Source organism: Pseudoxanthomonas taiwanensis (genome assembly GCF_010093135.1).
Lineage (GTDB): Bacteria > Pseudomonadota > Gammaproteobacteria > Xanthomonadales > Xanthomonadaceae > Pseudoxanthomonas > Pseudoxanthomonas taiwanensis.
On sequence record NZ_PDWK01000066.1, the window covers coordinates 1 to 16,842 of the forward strand.

Genomic DNA, 16,842 nt, shown 5'->3' on the forward strand with positions numbered 1-16,842 from the left:
CATCCTGTCATCGAACCGGGGCTTTCCGGCCCCGCGCACCTATCGACGTGACACGACCGCTCCCGAACTCGCTCCTGCGGCACTGGCCGGCGCTGGCCGAGGCCGCGCTCGTGCTCGTGCTGCTGCTCGGCGCCGGCGGCCACGTCGCGCTGCGCGAGGGCAGCGACCCGCAGGCGCTGGCCGAGGTGCGGCGCGTGCTCGGCGTGCCCCTGCAGGTGGATGTGCTGGAGCGCGCTGAGTTCGACCGCCGACTCTCGGAGATCTACGCCGACGCCGCGCTCGGCAACGCTCCCGGAGTGGAGGTGCTGGACCTGCACGGCAACCTGGACTCGCTGGTGGAGGACATCCCCAGCACCGCCGATCTGCTGGAGAGCCAGGGCGACGCGCCCATCATCCGCCTGATCAACGGCGTGATCGCCGAGGCCGCGCGCATCGGCGCATCGGACGTGCACATCGAGCCGTTCGAATCGGCGCTGCGCGTGCGCTTCCGCGTGGACGGGGTGATGCGCGAGGCGGTGAGCCTGCCGGCGCGGGTGGCGCCGCTGCTGGTCTCGCGGGTCAAGGTCATGGCCCGGCTGGACATCGCCGAGAAGCGCGTGCCGCAGGACGGCCGCGTGTCGCTTGCCATGGGCGCCAAGGCGCTGGACGTGCGCGTCTCGACCCTGCCCACCCGCGGCGGCGAGCGCGTGGTGCTGCGCATCCTGGACAAGGATCAGGGCGCGCTTTCGTTGGAGCAGCTGGGCATGGAGCCGCCGGCGCTGGCCGCGCTGCGCGACGCGCTGCGCACGCCGAACGGCATCGTCATGGTCACCGGCCCCACCGGCTCGGGCAAGACGACCACGCTCTACGCCGCGCTGGCCGCGCTCAACGACGGCGAGCGCAACATCCTCACCGTCGAGGACCCGGTCGAGTACGCCATCGAGGGCGTCGGCCAGACCCAGGTCAACGCGCGCGTGGGCATGACCTTCGCCGCCGGCCTGCGCGCCATCCTGCGCCAGGACCCCGACGTGGTGATGGTCGGCGAGATCCGCGACGGCGAGACCGCGCAGGTCGCGGTGCAGGCCAGCCTGACCGGCCACCTGGTGCTGTCCACCGTGCACACCAACGATGCCGCCGGGGCCATCACCCGCCTGCGCGACATCGGCATCGAGCCCTTCCTGCTGGCCTCGAGCCTGCGCCTGGTGATGGCCCAGCGCCTGCTGCGCCGGCTGTGCCCGCACTGCCGGCGGCCGCGCGGCGACGACCGCCTGGACGCGGCGCTGGGCGGCGGGCGCGCCGGCGGCACCGTGTACGAGGCCGTCGGCTGCCCGCGCTGCAACCACACCGGCTACGCCGGCCGCATCGGCATCCACGAATTCATCGTCGTGGACGAGCGCATCCGCCGCCTGGTCGCCGAGGACGCCGGCGAGGACGCCATCGCCGAGGCCGCGTTCGCCTCCGGCGGCGGGCGGCTGGCCGACGCGGCGCGGCGCTGCGTGGCCGCCGGCGTCACCACGCCGGAGGAGGCCGTGCGCGTGACCCGCCAGGAGAACCCGGGCGATGTCGGTGTTTGAGTATTCCGCGCTCGACGGCCGCGGCCGCACCCGCACCGGCACGGTGGCCGCGGCCAGCGCGCGCGAGGCGCGCGCGCTGCTGGAACAGCGGCAGCTGGTGCCGGTGCGCCTGGAGCCGGCGCGTCAGGCCGCCGCGCGCGCCGCCGGTGGCCGCTTCCCCGCGCGCGACCTGGCGCTGCTGACCCGCCAGCTGGCCACGCTGGCCGCCAGCGCGCCGCTGGAAGAGGCGCTGCGCACCATCGGCAGCCAGAGCGACCGCCGCGGCGTACGCCGGGTGGTGATGGCCACGCACGCGCAGGTGCTGGAGGGCTACCGCCTGGCCGACGCCATGGCGCAGCAGGGCAACGCCTTCCCGCCGCTGTACCGGGCCATGGTCGCCGCCGGCGAGAGCTCGGGCGCGCTGCCGCAGATCCTGGAACGGCTGGCCGAGCTGCTGGAGCGGCAACAGCAGCTCCGCGCGCGCCTGGCCGGCGCGCTGGTCTACCCGGCGGCGCTGGCGTTCACCGCGGTGCTGGTGGTGGCGGCGCTGATGGGCTTCGTGGTGCCCAAGGTGGTGGAGCAGTTCGAGTCGATGGGCCGCGCGCTGCCGTGGCTCACCCGCGCCGTGATCGCCGTGTCCGACGCGATCGCCCAGTGGGGCTGGCTGGGGCTGGCGCTGCTGGCGGTGGCGGGCGTGGCCTTCCTCCGGTTGCTGCGGCGCGAGGACTTCCGCATGCGCTTCGACGGCCTGCTGCTGCGCCTGCCGCTGCTGGGCCGGGTGCTGCGCGACCTGCATGCCGCGCGCATGGCGCGCACGCTGGCCATCATGCTCGAGAGCGGGTTGCCGCTGCTCGAGGGGCTGTCCATCACCGCGCGCACCGTGGGCAACCGCGTGCTGCGCGCGGCCACCGCCACCATGGTCACCGCAATCGACGAGGGCAGCAGCCTGTCGTCCGCCATGCGCCGCGCCGGCGTGTTCCCGCCCACCCTGCTGTACATGGCCGGCAGCGGCGAGGGCAGCGGCCGCCTGGCGCCGATGCTCGGACGCGCCGCCGACTACTTGGAGCGCGAGATCGACACCGTCTCGGCCGCCGCGCTGAGCCTGCTCGAGCCGGCCATCATCGTCGCCCTTGGCGGCGTGGTCGCGCTGATCGTGCTCTCCATCCTGCTGCCCATCCTCCAGTTCAACTCGCTCGCGCTCGGCTGAGCGCGCCCCGACCCCGCCCCGAGGAACCGCCCATGCGCCCGCCCCGCCGCTTCCGCCCGCATCCGGACGCCGCCGGCTTCACCCTGATCGAGCTGATGGTGGTCATCGTCATCATCGGCCTGCTGGCCACGGTGGTGATGATCAACGTGCTCCCCAGCCAGGACCGCGCCATGGCCGAGAAGGCCCGCGCCGACGTGGCGCTGCTGGAGCAGGCGCTGGAGGCCTACCGCCTGGACAACCTGACCTACCCGCGCAACGACCAGGGACTGCAGGCGCTGCTGCAGGCGCCGGCCGGGCTGGCGCGGCCCGAGCGCTACCGCAAGGGCGGCTACATCCGCCGGCTGCCGGACGATCCGTGGGGCAACCCCTACCAGTACCGGATCCCGGGCCGGCGCGGCGCGTTCGACGTCTATTCCTTCGGTGCCGACGGCGCCGAGGGCGGCGAAGGCGAGAACGCGGACATCGGCAACTGGCAGTGACCGCGCGCGCGCGCCCACGCCGCCACCTCCCCGCGCCGCGGCGCAGGCGCGCGCGCGGCTTCACCCTGCTGGAGCTGCTGGTCGCCGTGGCCATCGCCGGCCTGGCCGCCACCGCGGTGCTGCTCTCCCTGCCGGACGACGACGCCACCCTGCACCGCCAGGCCGACGGCTTCGCGCAGCGCCTGGGCCACGCGCGCGACGAAGCCATCCTCGGCGGGCGCACGGTGCAGGTGCAGGTGGACGCGGCCGGCTACCGCTTCGCGCGCCACGACTTCGGCGCCTGGGTGCCGCTGGAGGACGGTCCGTTCGCCGCCCGCGCCTGGCAGGACGGCGTGCGCGCGCTGCTGCCCGCGCGCCAGGACCGGCTGGGCTTCCGCTTCGATCCCACCGGCGCGGCCGAGCCGCAGGCGGTGGCGCTGGCCCTCGGCCAGGCCCGGGTGGAGGTGTCCGTCGATCCTGCCGGCAAGGTGGACGTGCATGGCCGCCCGCACTGAAGGGCCCGCCCGCGCGCCGGGCTTCTCCCTGATCGAACTGCTGGTGGCGCTGGCGGTGCTGGCGCTGGTCGTGGCCGGGCTGCTGAACCTGGCCGGCGAGAGCGCGCGCACCGCGGCGCATGTGGAGCAGCGGATACTGGCGGGCATCGTCGCCGACAACCTGGCCGCCGAGGCCATGCTGGCCGACGCCGCCACGCTGGCCGCCCCGGCCGACGGCGTGGCGCACCTGGGCGGGCGCGACTGGCGCTGGCGGCGCACGGCCACCGTCACCGGCGCGGACGGGCTGCTGCGGGTGGACATCGTGGTCGTCGGCGAGGACGGCGGCCAAGCCGCCTATGCGTGGGTGTTCCGGTGAAGGCGCGCGGCTTCACCCTGGTCGAAGTGCTGGTCGCGCTGGCGGTGTTCGCCCTGCTCGCGGCCGCGGCGGTGGCCATCCTGGCCTGGGCCGGGGACCAGCAGGCCGCGCTGCGCGCGCGCATGGAGCGGCTGGGCGAGCTGCAGCGGGCGCATGCGCTGCTCAAGGCCGACCTGTCGCAGGCCGCGGTGCGGCGCACGCGGTTGCCGGACGGCGGTATCGCGCGCAACGCCTTCGACGCCGCGCCGCCGGGCGACCTGTCGCGGCCGTTGCTGGGCTTCGTGCGCCGCGGCCGCGAGAACCCGGACGCCGAACCGCGCGCCTCGCTGCAGTACGTGGAGTACCGCGTGGTCGACGGCCGGCTGGAGCGCAGCGCGCGCCCGGCCCTGGATGGCACCGCCGCGGCCGCGCCGCAGGTGCTGCTGACCGGCGTGGAGGACGTGCGTGCCGGCTTCTACTCGCACGGGCAGTGGAGCGACGGCTGGATCGGCGGGGCGCAGGCGCTGCCGCGCGCGGTGCGTCTGGACCTGCGCCTGCGCGACTTCGGCCCGGTGCGCCAGGTGTTCGTGCTGCCGGAGGCCCCGCCGTGAGCGCGCCCCGCCCCGCCCGCCAGTCCGGCACCGCGCTGCTGTCGGTGCTGCTGATGGCCGCGCTCATGGGCGTGCTGGTGGTGGCGATGCTGGACGACATCCGCTTCGGCCTGCGCCGCACCGCCAACGCCGACGCAATGGCGCAGGCGCAGCGCCTCGCCTTGGGCGCCGAGGCGCTGGCGCGGCGCAAGGTCGCGGCGCTGGCGCGCGAGGACGTGGCCGTGGCCGCCTGGAATGGCCGGCCGCTGGCGTTTCCCGTCGAGCACGGCCTGGTCCGCGCGCGGCTGCGCGACGGCAGCGACTGCTTCAACCTCAACAGCGTGGTGGAAGGCGCCGCCGGCCAGTGGCGCCGGCGCGAGCTGGGCGTGCGCCAGTACGTGGCGCTGCTGCAGGCGCTGGATTTCAGTGCGGCGCAGGCGCAGGCGCTCGCCGACGCGCTGGCCGACTGGATCGACAGCGACCACCGCCGCGCGCCGCTGGGCGCCGAGGACGGCAGCTACGCCGCGCTGCAGCCCCCCTACCGCACCGGCGGCACGCTGCTGGCCGAAGCCAGCGAGCTGCGCGCCGTGCAGGGCTACACGCCGCCCGTGTACGCGCGCCTGCGTCCGTACGTGTGCGCGCTGCCGCGGCCGGCCCTGTCGCCGGTCAACGTCAACGCGCTGGCCCCGGCGCGCGCGCCGGTGCTGAGCATGCTCACCTTGGGTGCGCTGACCCCGGCGCAGGCGCGCCGGGTGCTGGAGTCGCGCCCGGCCCGCGGCTGGCGCGACGCGGCCGCCTTTTGGGCCGACCCGGCGCTGCTGCAGGCGCCGGTGCCCAACGAGGTCTACGACCAGGTGTCGCTGCGCAGCCACTGGTTCGTGCTCGACGTCGAGGTCGAGTACGCCGGCGCGCAGGTCGTCCTCAGCGCGCTGCTGGAACAGGACGGCAGCCGCGAAGCACGCTTGGCCGCCCGCCGCTGGACCCGAGACGAATGATGAAACCGCCTTCCGCCACCCGCTTGACCCTGCTCGCGCGCGACCCGGCGCAGCCTTCCACCTGCCTGCGCATCGACCCGTCCGGACGCATCCTCGCGCGGCAGCCGCTGCTTCCGGGGCAGGCACCGCCGCCGCCTCCGGGCGAGTCCGTGCGCGAGGTCGTGGCCGTGCCCGGCGAGTCGGTGCGGCTGCTGTGGCTGGAGCTGCCCGCGCGCCATCCGGCGCAGGCGCTGGCCGCCGCGCGGTTGCAACTGGAGGACCACGTCGCCGGTGCGGTCGAGGGACTGCACGTGGCCATCGCGCCGGCGGCCGCCGGCCCGCGCCTGCTGGGCGCGGTGGAGGACGCCACCCTGCGCGGCTGGCTGCAGCGTTGCGCACAACTGGGCATCTCGCCGCACGCGGTGGTGCCGGACTGCCTGCTGCTGCCCGAGGCCGACGACGGCACGCTGCTCGCCGCGCCGGCCGGGGACATGCTGGCCGTGCGCGGGCCTCGGCTGGCGTTCACCGCCGAGCCCGCGCTCGCACGCGCGATCGCGGGGGCGCGCCCGTTGCGGATGCTGGAACCCGGCGAGGCGGAGGCGCGCTTCGCCGCCGCCGCGGCCGGCGAACCGCCGCTGGACCTGCTGCAGTACGGCCACGCACGCCACGACCCCCGCGCGCGGCGCCGGCGCCGGCGGCTGGCGGTGCTGGCCGCGCTGGCGCTGTGCTCGCCGGTGCTGGTCGATGGCGCCCTGGCGCTGCGCTATGCGCTGGGCGCGCACTGGATGCAGGCGCGCGCCGCCGCGCTGGCGGTGCAGCAGGTCCCGGCGCTGGCCGCCAGCGCCGACCCGTCGGCCGCGCTGCACGCACTGCACGCCGAGCTGGCCGCGCCCGCGGTGCTGGCGCAGCACTCGGCGGCGCTGTTCGGGGCGCTGCCGGCCGTGCCCGGCGCGCAGCTGGACAGCTACGAGTTCGCCACCGCCACCGGCGTGCGCGCCGGGCTGCTGCACGCGGGCGAACAGGACCTGGAAACGCTGCGCGAGCGCCTGGCCCCGGCGGGGCTGGCGCCGGTGCCGCTGGAGAGCCGGCCGGTGGACGGCGGGATGCGCAGCCTGGTGGGCGTGGAGGCATTGCGATGAGCGCAACGGGCCGAGGGGCTTTCGCGCGCCTGCACCCGTGGGGGGACGCCCGCACGCCGCGCGAACGGTGGATGCTGGGGGCGATGGCCGCGATGCTGGCGGCCTTCGCCTACTGGTACGGGCTGCACCTGCCGCTGCGCGGGGCGGCGGAGGCGGCGCGGCTCCGGCACGACCGGGCCGCGGCGGGGCTGGCGCGGGGGCGATCGGGGGCGGCGGGGATCGCGGCGCTGGAAGAGCGCATGCCGGCGCGGCCGGGCGACGCGGCGGCGCGGCGGGCGGCGGTGCTGGCCGCGGCGGCGAAGGCCGGGCTGGCGGTGTCGCGCGAGCGCGACGGCGGCGGCTGCGGCATCGAGGCCGATGCGGCCAGCCCGGGGCAACTGTTCGCGTTCCTGGATGCGTTGCGCCAGGACCACGGGCTGGCGCCGGCCACGCTCAGCGCGGCCAAGAGCGAAGGCCGGCTGCGCGTGCAGGCGCAGTTCGTGACGGCCGCGCATTGAGACATCCGCATGAAAAGGAAGAGCCCCGCGCAGGCGGGGCTCTTCCGGAAGCCAGGCGGCTTACCAGCTGAACTGGGTGCGGACCGCGTACTGCCCGGTCTCGTCCCCGGTGGCTTCGTTGTCGCCCCGGGTGTAGTTGAACATGAAGCGCAGGTTGGGGTTGACGTAGTAGTTGACGCCGAGGATGACGCTGGTGGCCTGGCGGTCGTCGGTGTCCCGGTTCTCGATGGTGTCGTAGCGGGCGGTCAGCTCCCACAGGCCCCTGTCGGTGACCTTGGGCGCGCCGAACACGCCGGTGGCGGACTTGTACGCCTTGTGCCCGCCGTTGATCAGCCAGCTGCCCTGCAGGTACCAGGTGGTCACGTCCTGGTCGCCGCCGATGGGCTGGCCGAACACGGCGTTGACGTACTCGCCCTGGAAGAACAGCGGACCGAACGCGCCGGCCGCTTCCAGGCCGTAGGCGGTGACGGTGTTGCGGCTGGCGCCGGTGGTGGTGGCGATGGCCTGCGACGGGCCGCGGCGGCCGGCGTAGCTGGCCGAGGCGACGAGGTCGGCCGAGCCCTGGTTGGCGTCCTCGCGGCTGGCCCAGCCGCCGAAGTGCAGGGTGTCGTTGTCGGTATTGATCGGCGCCCAGGTGACGCGGCCGGCCGCGCCCATGCCCTCGTTGCGGCTGCCCGAGGCACCGCGCAGGTTGAACACGGTGAAGCCGGCGGTGTAGTTCTCGCCTGCGCGCTGGTAGCCCACGCCCTGCTGGAACTGGCGGCCGTTGAACAGGCCGGTGGCCGAGGCGAAGGGCCGCTCCATCATCAGCAGGTCGTTGGAACTGGTCAGTTCCTCCATCGAGCGGTACGGCTTGAAGTGGCCGATGGTGACCTTGCCGCCCCACAGGCCGGTGGCGATGTAGGCGTCGCGCAGGCCTTCGAGGTTGGTGCCGGCGGCGAAGTCCTGCTCCAGCTTGTAGTCCCAGCCCAGCGCCTTGCCGGCCAGGGTCAGGCGCGCGCGGCGGAACTCGCTGGTGCCGGTGGCCGAGGCCTGGTCGCGGTCGAAGGCGTAGGCGTCGAAGTGGATGCGGCCGCCGAGCGAGGCCTCGAACTGCTTGTCGGGCGAGGTGACCTTCAGGCCGCCCTTGGTCTCCACCTTGGGCGTGGTGGCGGCGATGTTCTCGATGCTCTGCTGGGTGCCGACGTTGATGTCCGACTGCGCGTCGGTGCGCGCCTCCAGTTCGGCCACGCGTGCCTGCAGCGCGGCCAGCTGCGCCTTCAGTTCGGCCAGCTCGGCGCTGTCGGCGGCGGCGGCGTCGAAGGCGGCCGTGCCGGCGGCCAGCGCCAGGGCCAGTGCCAGGGGGGAATGACGCATGGATGCTCTCCGGATGATGAGGGGGGCGCCCCGGCCGGTGCGCGCGGGGAAGGTCGCGCCACCAGGTTCCGCGCGCAGCATGTGACGGAAACATGACCGGCGTATGACGCCGTCTGTCACATGACGGGAAGGCGCGGCGCAGGATGCCGCCGCCGGTCATCCGCCCGTCATGGTTACGACATCTGGCTGTCATGCATCGCCTGTGCAATGGCCGGGCCGACGCGGGTCCCGCCGCGCCCCCTCTGCTGCCCCAACAGGAGCCCCCTCGCCGACATCTACCTCGGCAAGATCACCCGCTGGGACGACCCGCGCATCGCCGCCAGCAACGGCGGGCTGAAGCTGCCGGCGCAGCGGATCACCGTGGTGCGCCGCTCCGACGGTTCGGGCACCACCTTCAACTTCGCCAACTACCTGTCGAAGGTGAGCCGGGAGTGGAAGGACACGGTGGGCGAAGGCACCTCGCTGAGCTGGCCGACCGGCATCGGCGCCAAGGGCAACGAGGGCGTGGCCGCCTACGTCAAGCAGATCAAGGGCGCGATCGGCTATGTCGAGCTGTCCTACGCGCTGCAGAACAGGATGGCCTACACCCGGCTGAAGAATGCGGCCGGCAATTACGTGTACGTGCTGCCCTCCGACGAAACCTTCCAGGCCGCCGCCGCCAGCGCCGACTGGGGCAAGGTCAAGGACTTCCACTTGGTGATGACCAACGCACCGGGCGCGAACGCGTGGCCGATCACCGCCGCGAACTTCATCCTGGTCCACCGCAAGCCCAAGGCCCCGGCCCGCGCCAAGGCCGTGATCGAGTTCTTCCGCTGGGCCTACGCCAACGGCGACGCCCAGGCCAAGGCGCTCGACTACGTGCCGCTGCCCGACCCGCTGGTGCGCCAGATCGAGGCCTACTGGACCGCGAACCTGAAGTTCTGATTCCGGTCCTCTCTCCCCGGGATCGCCGCGACGCGGGCCGCAGGGCCCGCGTCGTCGCTTGCGGGCCGGCGGTGCCCGCCGCCCGCCCCCGCGATGTCATCGTCATGTCACAAAACCGCCCCACCATGCGCGATGTCATCGTCATGTCACAAAACCGCCCCACCATGGGCGCGCCGCCGAAGCACCGGCACCTTTTCCGGATCCGCCCATGACCCGACGTTCGCTCCGCCTGCTCGCCCTCGCCCTGCCCCTGTCGCTCGCCCTCGCCGCCTGCGGCGGCCAGGACCGGGCCCCGGCCGCGCAGGCCGACGCGCCCGCCGCCGGTGACGAGGTGGCCGCCGAGATCACCGGCGCCGGCGCCACCTTCATCTATCCGCTGCTGTCGAAGTGGTCGGACGAGTACCACAAGGCCACCGGCCACAAGATCAACTACCAGTCCATCGGCTCCGGCGGCGGCATCGCCCAGATCAAGGCCGGCACGGTGGACTTCGGCTCCTCCGACAAGCCGCTGCCGCCGGAGGAGCTGGCCGCCGCCGGCCTGGCCCAGTTCCCGTCCGCGATCGGCGGCGTGGTGCCGGTGGTCAACCTGCCGGGCGTGGCGCCGGGCCAGCTGCGCCTGACCGGCCCGGTGCTGGCGGACATCTACCTCGGCAAGATCACGCAGTGGAACGACCCCCGCATCGCCGCGCTGAATCCGGGCCTGTCGCTGCCGGCGAGCAAGATCAACGTGGTCCACCGCTCCGACGGCTCCGGCACCACCTTCAACTTCGTCAACTACCTCTCCAAGGTCAGCCCGGAGTGGAAGGAGAAAGTCGGCGAAGGCACCGCGGTCAACTGGCCGACCGGCATCGGCGGCAAGGGCAACGAGGGCGTGGCCGCCTACGTCAAGCAGATCAAGGGGGCGATCGGCTACGTCGAACTGGCGTACGCCACCGAAAACGCGATGCCATACGCGGCGCTGCAGAACGCCGCCGGCAACTTCGTGCAGCCGAGCATCGAGTCGTTCCAGGCGGCCGCCGCTTCCGCCGACTGGGCCAACGCGCAGGACTTCAGCCTGGTGATCACCAACGCCCCGGGCGCCGACGCCTGGCCGATCGCCGCGACCAATTTCATCCTGATGTACAAGCAGCCGAAGAGCCCGGAGCGCGCGCAGGCGGCGCTGGCGTTCTTCAAGTGGGCGCTGGAAAACGGCGCCGCGCAGGCCGAGGCGCTGCATTACGTGCCGCTGCCGCCGGAGCTGGTGCAGCAGATCGAGGCGTACTGGGCGGCGGAGATCAAGGCCTGACCGCTTCCACGACCCTCTGCGCATGAACGCCACCGCCCTGCCCGCCGCCGAGGACTCGCGCGAACTGCGCGATGCGCGCGCCGACCGCCGCTTCCGCCGGCTGGTCACGGCCGCCGGCCTGTTCGTGCTGGTCTCGCTCGCCGCCGCCGCCCTGTCCATGCTCTGGGGCGGGCGCGCGGCGTTCGAGAAGTTCGGCATCGGTTTCCTCTGGCGCGATGCCTGGGACCCGGTGCAGGAGGATTTCGGCGCGCTGGTGCCGATCTACGGCACGGTGATCACCTCGCTGCTGGCGCTGCTGATCGCGGTGCCGGTCAGTTTCGGCATCGCGATGTTCCTCACCGAGATCGCGCCGCGCTGGCTGCGCGGGCCGATCGGCGCCGCCATCGAGCTGCTGGCCGGCATTCCTTCGATCATCTACGGCATGTGGGGCCTGTTCGTGCTGGTGCCGTTCCTCTCCACCCACGTCTACCCGTGGGTGAACGACAACCTGGGCGAGCTGCCGCTGGTCGGCGCGCTGTTCTCGGGTCCGCCGCTGGGCCTGGGCATGGGCACCGCGGGGCTGGTGCTGGCGATCATGATCATCCCGTTCATCTCCTCGGTGATGCGCGAGGTGTTCCTCACCGTGCCCACCCGCCTGAAGGAATCCGCCTACGCGCTCGGCTCCACCACCACCGAGGTGGTGTGGGACGTGGTGCTGCCGTACACGCGCTCGGCGGTGATCGGCGGCATCTTCCTCGGACTCGGGCGCGCGCTCGGCGAAACCATGGCGGTCACGTTCGTGCTCGGCAACGCGCATCGGCTCACGCCGTCGCTGCTGGAGCCCGGCAACTCGATCGCGGCGACCATCGCCAACGAGTTCGCCGAGGCCTACTCGCCGATGTACCTGTCCTCGCTGATCGCGCTCGGCTTCGTGCTGTTCATCGTCACCTTCGTGGTGCTGGCGATCGCGCGGCTGATGCTGCGGCAGCTGGCCAAACGGGAGGGCTACTGATGGCCGGGTCGCTGTACACCTACCGCCGCGCCAAGGACGTGGTCGCGCGCGTGCTCGCCACCGCGGCGACGCTGTTCGGCCTGTTCTGGCTGGGTTGGATCCTGTGGACCACGGTCAGCAAGGGTCTGGGCTCGCTCAACCTCGACCTGTTCACCCGGATGACGCCGCCGCCCGGCTCGGAGGGCGGCATGGCGAACGCGTTCTTCGGCAGCGTGGTGATGAGCCTGCTGGGCATCGCCATCGGCGCCCCGGTGGGCGTGCTGGCCGGCACCTTCCTCGCCGAATACTCGCAGCGCAGCTGGCTCGGCGAGGCGGTGCGCTTCGTCAACGACATCCTGCTCTCGGCCCCGTCCATCGTGCTCGGCCTGTTCGTGTACACGCTGGTGGTGGCGCAGATGGGCCACTTCTCGGCGCTGGCCGGCGCGATCGCGCTGTCGCTGATCGTGCTGCCGGTGGTGGTGCGCACCACCGACGAGATGCTGCGGCTGGTGCCGGTGCAGATGCGCGAGGCCGCGCTGTCGCTCGGCGTGCCGCAGTGGAAGGTGATCCTGCAGGTGCTGTACCGCGCCTCGCTGCCCGGCATCGTCACCGGCATCCTGCTGGCGCTGGCGCGCATCTCCGGCGAGACCGCGCCGCTGCTGTTCACCGCGCTCAACAACCAGTACTGGACTACCGACCTGCTGCAGCCGATGGCGAACGTGCCGGTGGTCATCTTCCAGTACGCGATGAGCCCGTACGCGTCCTGGCACACGCTCGCCTGGGCCGGCGCGTTCATACTCACGCTGTTCGTGCTGGTCGTCAGCCTGATCGCGCGCGCCATCGTGCTGCGCAACCGGGTGAGCCATGACTGACCTGTCCCTGCCCTCCTCCGTCCGGAAACCGGCCGCCATGAACGACGCCCGCTTCTCCATCGCCACCGTCGAGCGCGACGCCTCGGCGAACGCCCAGGCGCCGATCAAGCTGTCCGCGCGCGGCCTGGATTTCTTCTACGACAAGTTCCACGCACTGAAGTCGATCAACCTCGACATCCCGGAAAAGCGCGTCACCGCGCTGATCGGTCCGTCGGGCTGCGGCAAGTCGACCCTGCTGCGCGTGTTCAACCGCATCTACGCGCTCTATCCGAAGCTGGAGGCGCGCGGGCAGGTGCTGCTGGACGGGGAGAACATCCTCGATCCGAAGTACCCGATGAACCGCCTGCGCAGCAAGGTCGGCATGGTGTTCCAGAAGCCGGTGCCGTTCCCGATGACCATCTACGAGAACGTGGCCTACGGCATCCGCCACCACGAGCGCCTCTCGCGCGCGGACATGGACGCGCGCGTGGAGGAGGCGCTGCGCCGGGCCGCGCTGTGGGACGAGGTCAAGGACAAGCTCGACCGCAGCGCGCTGGGCCTGTCCGGCGGCCAGCAGCAACGGCTGTGCATCGCCCGCGCGGTGGCGCTGCGGCCGGAGGTGCTGCTGCTGGACGAGCCCACCTCGGCGCTGGACCCGATCTCCACCGGCCGCATCGAGCAGCTGATCGACGAGCTCAAGCGCAGCTACACCATCGTCATCGTGACCCACAACATGCAGCAGGCCGCGCGCGTGTCCGACTACACCGCGTTCATGTACCTGGGCGACCTGGTCGAGTTCGGCGCCACCGAGACCATCTTCTCCCGGCCGGTCAGGCAGCAGACCGAGGACTACATCACCGGCCGATTCGGGTGAGGCAGGCGGCTTGCGCGGCACTGCCGCGCGGCCTGCCGGACGCCCGGCCATGGATGGCCGGGCCGGAGTCAGCCGAAACCGCGAACATTGCGCCAGGGACGGCAACCTACAGCCCCAGGAGCCGTGCATGAACACCCCCCACGACCACATCGTCAAGAGCTACGACGAGGAACAGCGCCGGCTGCTGGCCGAGCTGGTGCGCATGGGCGAGATGGCCGCGGCCCAGCTCGAGGCCGCGCTCGACGTCGTCGCCCGCCGCGACGACCGCGCCGCCGAGCGCATCGTCGCCAACGACGAGGCGATCGACGCGCTCGAGCACGAGGTCAGCCACGACGTCATGAAGCTGGCGCTGCGCGGGCCGCTGGCGCGCGACCTGCGCGAGATCCTGGTGGCGCTGCGGATCGCCGCCGACGTCGAGCGGATCGGCGACTACGCGGCCAACATCGCCAAGCGCTCGATGGCGCTCAACCTGGCCCCGTCGCTGCCGCAGACCCGCGGCCTGGACGCGCTCGGCCGGCTCGCGCTGCAGCAGGTGCGCGACGTGGTCGCCGCCTACGGCAACCGCGACGCCGAGGCCGCGCAGCGCATCCGCGCCCGCGACGCCGAGCTGGACACCCTCTACACCGGCCTGTTCCGCGAGCTGCTGACCTACATGATGGAGGACGCGCGCGCAATCACCCCGTGCACGCACCTGCTGTTCATGGCCAAGAACCTGGAACGGATCGGCGACCACGCCACCAACATCGCCGAGAACGTCTGGTTCCTGGTCCACGGCGAGGACCTGCTGCCGCCGCGCGAGAAGCGCGACGCGACCAACACCGTCGGCTGATCCCGGCCCCGCCGCGCTCCGGCCGCGCCGGGCCGCCCCGCGGCCGGGCGCCCCGCTTCCCGCCTCCCTCGCCATCACGCTGCATCCGCGCCCGCTCCGGCACCGTATCTCCCGCCGGGAGCCGGGCAGGCCGCGGCAAGAACCGATGGCACTGCCCCGCGCGGCCAGCCGCGCTAGCATTCCCGACCGCAGTTCACCCCTACGCGGGTCAGGCCCGCATTCACGGAGGCAATGCTCATGTCCAGCAACAAGAAACCCGTCGTCCTCGCGCTCGGCACCGCACTCGTCGGCGGCCTGGCCCTGTCCGGTTCCGCCTTCGGCATGGAATCGCTCGGCCAGGGCTACATGGTCGGCGCCAGCGCCGGCGACAAGGCCCAGGAGGGCAAGTGCGGCGAAGGCAAGTGCGGCGCCGACAGGAAGGCCGGCGAAGGCAAGTGCGGCGAGGGCAAGTGCGGCATGGACAAGATGGACACCGACAAGGACGGCCGCATCTCCCGCGCCGAGTTCGCCGCCGCGCACGGCGGCAAGGACGACAAGTTCGCCATGCACGACACCAACGGCGACGGCTACATCTCCGCCGAGGAGATGAAGGCGCACAAGGAGGGCAAGTGCGGCGAAGGCAAGTGCGGCGCCGACAAGAAGAAGGCCGCCGAAGGCAAGTGCGGCGAGGGCAAGTGCGGCTCGATGTGAGCCGTCCCGAGGCCGGACGATGACCTCCCGCCTGCCCGATGCCAGCGCCGGCCTGGGCCTGCGGCGCGTCCTCCTGGACGCGCTGCAGGCGTTGCCGGCCGAGGCGCTGCCCCCGTTCGACTTCCTCGAATGCGCGCCGGAGAACTGGATCGGCGTGGGCGGGAAATTCGGCGCCGCGTTCGACGCGCTCGCCGCCCGCCACCCCATCGCCTGCCACGGCCTGTCGCTCTCGCTGGGCGGCACCGCGCCGCTGGACGAGACCTTCCTGGCCCGCGTGCGCCGCTTCCTGGAGCGCTACCAGGTACCGCTGTACAGCGAGCACCTGAGCTACTGCACCGACGACGGCCACCTGTACGACCTGCTGCCGCTGCCGTTCACCGAGGAGGCGGTGCGCCACGTGGCCGCGCGCATCCGCCGCGTGCAGGACGCGCTCGGCCGGCGCATCGCCATCGAGAACATCTCCTACTACGCCGCACCCTGGCAGGCGATGGACGAGGCCAGCTTCGTGCGCGCGGTGCTGGAGGAGGCCGACTGCGACCTGCTGCTGGATGTCAACAACGTCTACGTCAACGCCATCAACCACGGCTACGACGCGCGGCAGTACCTGGCGGCCATGCCCTCGGCGCGGGTGGTCTCGTACCACGTCGCCGGCCATTACGACGAGGCCGAGGACCTGAAGATCGACACCCACGGCGCACCGGTGAAGGACGACGTGTGGGCACTGCTGGCCGAGGCCTACCGCCTGCACGGCGTGCGCCCCACCCTGCTGGAGCGCGACTTCAACCTGCCGCCGCTGCCGGTGCTGCTGGAGGAGGTCGGGCGCATCCGCGCCATCCAGCGCGCGGCCGTGCCCGCGCGGGAGGCGGCGCGTGTCTGAGCTGCGGCGCCAGCAGCTGGCCTTCGCCGCGCACCTGCGCGACCCGCAGGCGCATCCGCCGCCGCCCGGGATCGAGCCGCGGCGCCTGGCGGTATACCGCGAGCTGTTCTTCAACGGCATCGCCGGGCTGCTGGCCGGCAACTTCCCGGTGCTCCGCCGGGCCCTGGGCGAGGACGCGTGGAAGGCGCTGGTGCGGCGCTTCTACGCCGAGCACCGCAGCCACACCCCGCTGTTCCCCGAGGTGGGCCGCGAGTTCGTGCGCTACCTGGAAGGCCGCGCCGGCACGGACGGTCCGCCCTGGCTGGCCGAGCTGGCGCACTACGAGTGGATCGAGCTGGCGGTGCGCATCGACGGCACCCCGGCGCCGGCGCACGATCCGCACGGCGACCTGCTGGACGGCGAGCCGGTGCCCTCGCCCTGGGCGCGGGCCCTGGCCTACCGCTGGCCGGTGCACCGGATCGGCCCGCGGTTCCTGCCGCAGGCGCCGCCGGAGGCGCCGACCCTGCTGCTGGTGCGCCGCGACCGGGCAGGCGAGGTGCGCTTCGCCGCGATCTCACCGCTGGTGTACAGGCTGCTGGAGCTGCTTGGCGAAGGCGGCCGCAGTGGCCGCACGGTGCTTCGGACGCTGGCCGCCGAGGCCGGCGCGGAAGGCGATGCCGGCTTCCTCGCCCAGGGCGCGGCGATGCTGGAACGCATGCGCGCCGAAGGCACGCTGCTGGGCACGCGCGCAGCCTGAACGTCCGCCGCGGCGCGGCCTGGCGGCGGGCGCCCCGCCGGGGGGGCGGCCCGCGCCGCCCGCCCCCGCCTGCTCACCCGCCGCTTCCTGCCGACCGTGCTGCGCCGCGAGGTGGCGCTGCAGGCCAACACCGGCCGGCAGTTCGCCGTGCTGATGCTGGACCTGGACCACTTCAAGGCGATCAACGACCGCTACGGCCACGAG

19 protein-coding genes and 1 pseudogene are annotated in these 16,842 nt (G+C 73.1%); 19 read left to right on the forward strand and 1 reads right to left on the reverse strand.

The window, feature by feature from the left end; all coding sequences use genetic code 11:
* The first annotated feature begins 92 nt into the window (after positions 1–92).
* The 9 genes from gspE to gspM are packed head-to-tail and all read left to right on the forward strand — an operon-like array spanning position 93 to position 7,246.
* On the forward strand, positions 93–1,553 hold the full coding sequence (gene gspE / locus CR938_RS11595) for a type II secretion system ATPase GspE (RefSeq protein WP_246191073.1): 1,461 nt from the start codon (positions 93–95) through the stop codon (positions 1,551–1,553).
* Positions 1,540–2,739 carry a type II secretion system inner membrane protein GspF gene (gene gspF, locus CR938_RS11600; RefSeq protein WP_162125170.1) on the forward strand — a complete coding sequence of 400 codons (1,200 nt, stop codon included), beginning with the start codon at positions 1,540–1,542 and terminating at the stop codon, positions 2,737–2,739. Before gspE ends, gspF begins: the two co-directional genes overlap by 14 nt.
* A gap of 32 nt (positions 2,740–2,771) precedes the next feature.
* Positions 2,772–3,218: a type II secretion system major pseudopilin GspG gene (gspG, locus tag CR938_RS11605; RefSeq protein ID WP_162125171.1), complete on the forward strand. Its 447-nt coding sequence runs from the start codon at positions 2,772–2,774 to the stop codon at positions 3,216–3,218.
* Positions 3,215–3,712 carry a GspH/FimT family pseudopilin gene (locus CR938_RS11610; protein WP_125076579.1) on the forward strand — a complete coding sequence of 166 codons (498 nt, stop codon included), beginning with the start codon at positions 3,215–3,217 and terminating at the stop codon, positions 3,710–3,712. Before gspG ends, CR938_RS11610 begins: the two co-directional genes overlap by 4 nt.
* Entirely contained in the window at positions 3,696–4,067 is a 372-nt protein-coding gene (gspI, locus tag CR938_RS11615; protein ID WP_162125172.1) for a type II secretion system minor pseudopilin GspI, read from the forward strand. The genes CR938_RS11610 and gspI overlap by 17 nt, the downstream gene beginning before the upstream one ends.
* Positions 4,052–4,657 carry a type II secretion system minor pseudopilin GspJ gene (gene gspJ / locus CR938_RS11620; RefSeq protein WP_125076577.1) on the forward strand — a complete coding sequence of 202 codons (606 nt, stop codon included), beginning with the start codon at positions 4,052–4,054 and terminating at the stop codon, positions 4,655–4,657. Before gspI ends, gspJ begins: the two co-directional genes overlap by 16 nt.
* The gene (gene gspK, locus CR938_RS11625) at positions 4,654–5,631 is read left to right on the forward strand and encodes a type II secretion system minor pseudopilin GspK (RefSeq protein ID WP_162125173.1); all 978 of its coding nucleotides are present in this window, start codon (positions 4,654–4,656) and stop codon (positions 5,629–5,631) included. Before gspJ ends, gspK begins: the two co-directional genes overlap by 4 nt.
* Positions 5,631–6,749, forward strand: a complete 1,119-nt coding sequence (gene gspL / locus CR938_RS11630; RefSeq protein WP_162125174.1) for a type II secretion system protein GspL — start codon at positions 5,631–5,633, stop codon at positions 6,747–6,749. The genes gspK and gspL overlap by 1 nt, the downstream gene beginning before the upstream one ends.
* Positions 6,746–7,246 (forward strand): type II secretion system protein GspM, encoded by a 501-nt coding sequence (gene gspM, locus CR938_RS11635; RefSeq protein WP_162125175.1) that lies wholly within the window; start codon positions 6,746–6,748, stop codon positions 7,244–7,246. The genes gspL and gspM overlap by 4 nt, the downstream gene beginning before the upstream one ends.
* A gap of 60 nt (positions 7,247–7,306) precedes the next feature.
* On the opposite strand, the gene CR938_RS11640 is transcribed toward gspM, so the two are convergent.
* Complete coding sequence (locus tag CR938_RS11640; RefSeq protein ID WP_162125176.1) at positions 7,307–8,602, reverse strand: OprO/OprP family phosphate-selective porin; 1,296 nt, start codon at positions 8,600–8,602, stop codon at positions 7,307–7,309.
* Between the two features lie 264 nt (positions 8,603–8,866).
* Between CR938_RS11640 and pstS (CR938_RS11645) the strand changes: the two are divergent.
* From pstS (CR938_RS11645) to CR938_RS11690, 10 genes and pseudogenes are all read left to right on the forward strand, one after another.
* Positions 8,867–9,526: pseudogene (gene pstS, locus CR938_RS11645) on the forward strand (phosphate ABC transporter substrate-binding protein PstS); the annotation flags it as partial.
* A 208-nt stretch (positions 9,527–9,734) separates the two neighbouring features.
* Positions 9,735–10,811, forward strand: a complete 1,077-nt coding sequence (pstS, locus tag CR938_RS11650; protein ID WP_162125178.1) for a phosphate ABC transporter substrate-binding protein PstS — start codon at positions 9,735–9,737, stop codon at positions 10,809–10,811.
* A 22-nt stretch (positions 10,812–10,833) separates the two neighbouring features.
* Positions 10,834–11,802, forward strand: coding sequence for a phosphate ABC transporter permease subunit PstC (gene pstC / locus CR938_RS11655; protein WP_162125179.1), 969 nt, complete (start codon positions 10,834–10,836; stop codon positions 11,800–11,802).
* Positions 11,802–12,653 carry a phosphate ABC transporter permease PstA gene (pstA, locus tag CR938_RS11660; protein ID WP_162125180.1) on the forward strand — a complete coding sequence of 284 codons (852 nt, stop codon included), beginning with the start codon at positions 11,802–11,804 and terminating at the stop codon, positions 12,651–12,653. The genes pstC and pstA overlap by 1 nt, the downstream gene beginning before the upstream one ends.
* Before the next feature lie 37 nt (positions 12,654–12,690).
* Entirely contained in the window at positions 12,691–13,506 is an 816-nt protein-coding gene (gene pstB, locus CR938_RS11665; protein ID WP_162125181.1) for a phosphate ABC transporter ATP-binding protein PstB, read from the forward strand.
* A 127-nt stretch (positions 13,507–13,633) separates the two neighbouring features.
* Positions 13,634–14,335 (forward strand): phosphate signaling complex protein PhoU, encoded by a 702-nt coding sequence (gene phoU, locus CR938_RS11670; RefSeq protein WP_162125182.1) that lies wholly within the window; start codon positions 13,634–13,636, stop codon positions 14,333–14,335.
* Positions 14,336–14,572: 237 nt separating this feature from the next.
* Complete coding sequence (locus CR938_RS11675) at positions 14,573–15,025, forward strand: HvfA family oxazolone/thioamide-modified RiPP metallophore (protein ID WP_162125183.1); 453 nt, start codon at positions 14,573–14,575, stop codon at positions 15,023–15,025.
* 19 nt (positions 15,026–15,044) lie between these two features.
* Complete coding sequence (locus CR938_RS11680) at positions 15,045–15,902, forward strand: HvfB family MNIO-type RiPP peptide maturase (RefSeq protein WP_162125184.1); 858 nt, start codon at positions 15,045–15,047, stop codon at positions 15,900–15,902.
* Complete coding sequence (locus CR938_RS11685) at positions 15,895–16,638, forward strand: HvfC family RiPP maturation protein (protein ID WP_162125185.1); 744 nt, start codon at positions 15,895–15,897, stop codon at positions 16,636–16,638. The genes CR938_RS11680 and CR938_RS11685 overlap by 8 nt, the downstream gene beginning before the upstream one ends.
* A 69-nt stretch (positions 16,639–16,707) precedes the next feature.
* Positions 16,708–16,842: diguanylate cyclase (locus tag CR938_RS11690; RefSeq protein WP_281350270.1), on the forward strand; the 135-nt coding region annotated here is incomplete at its 3' end.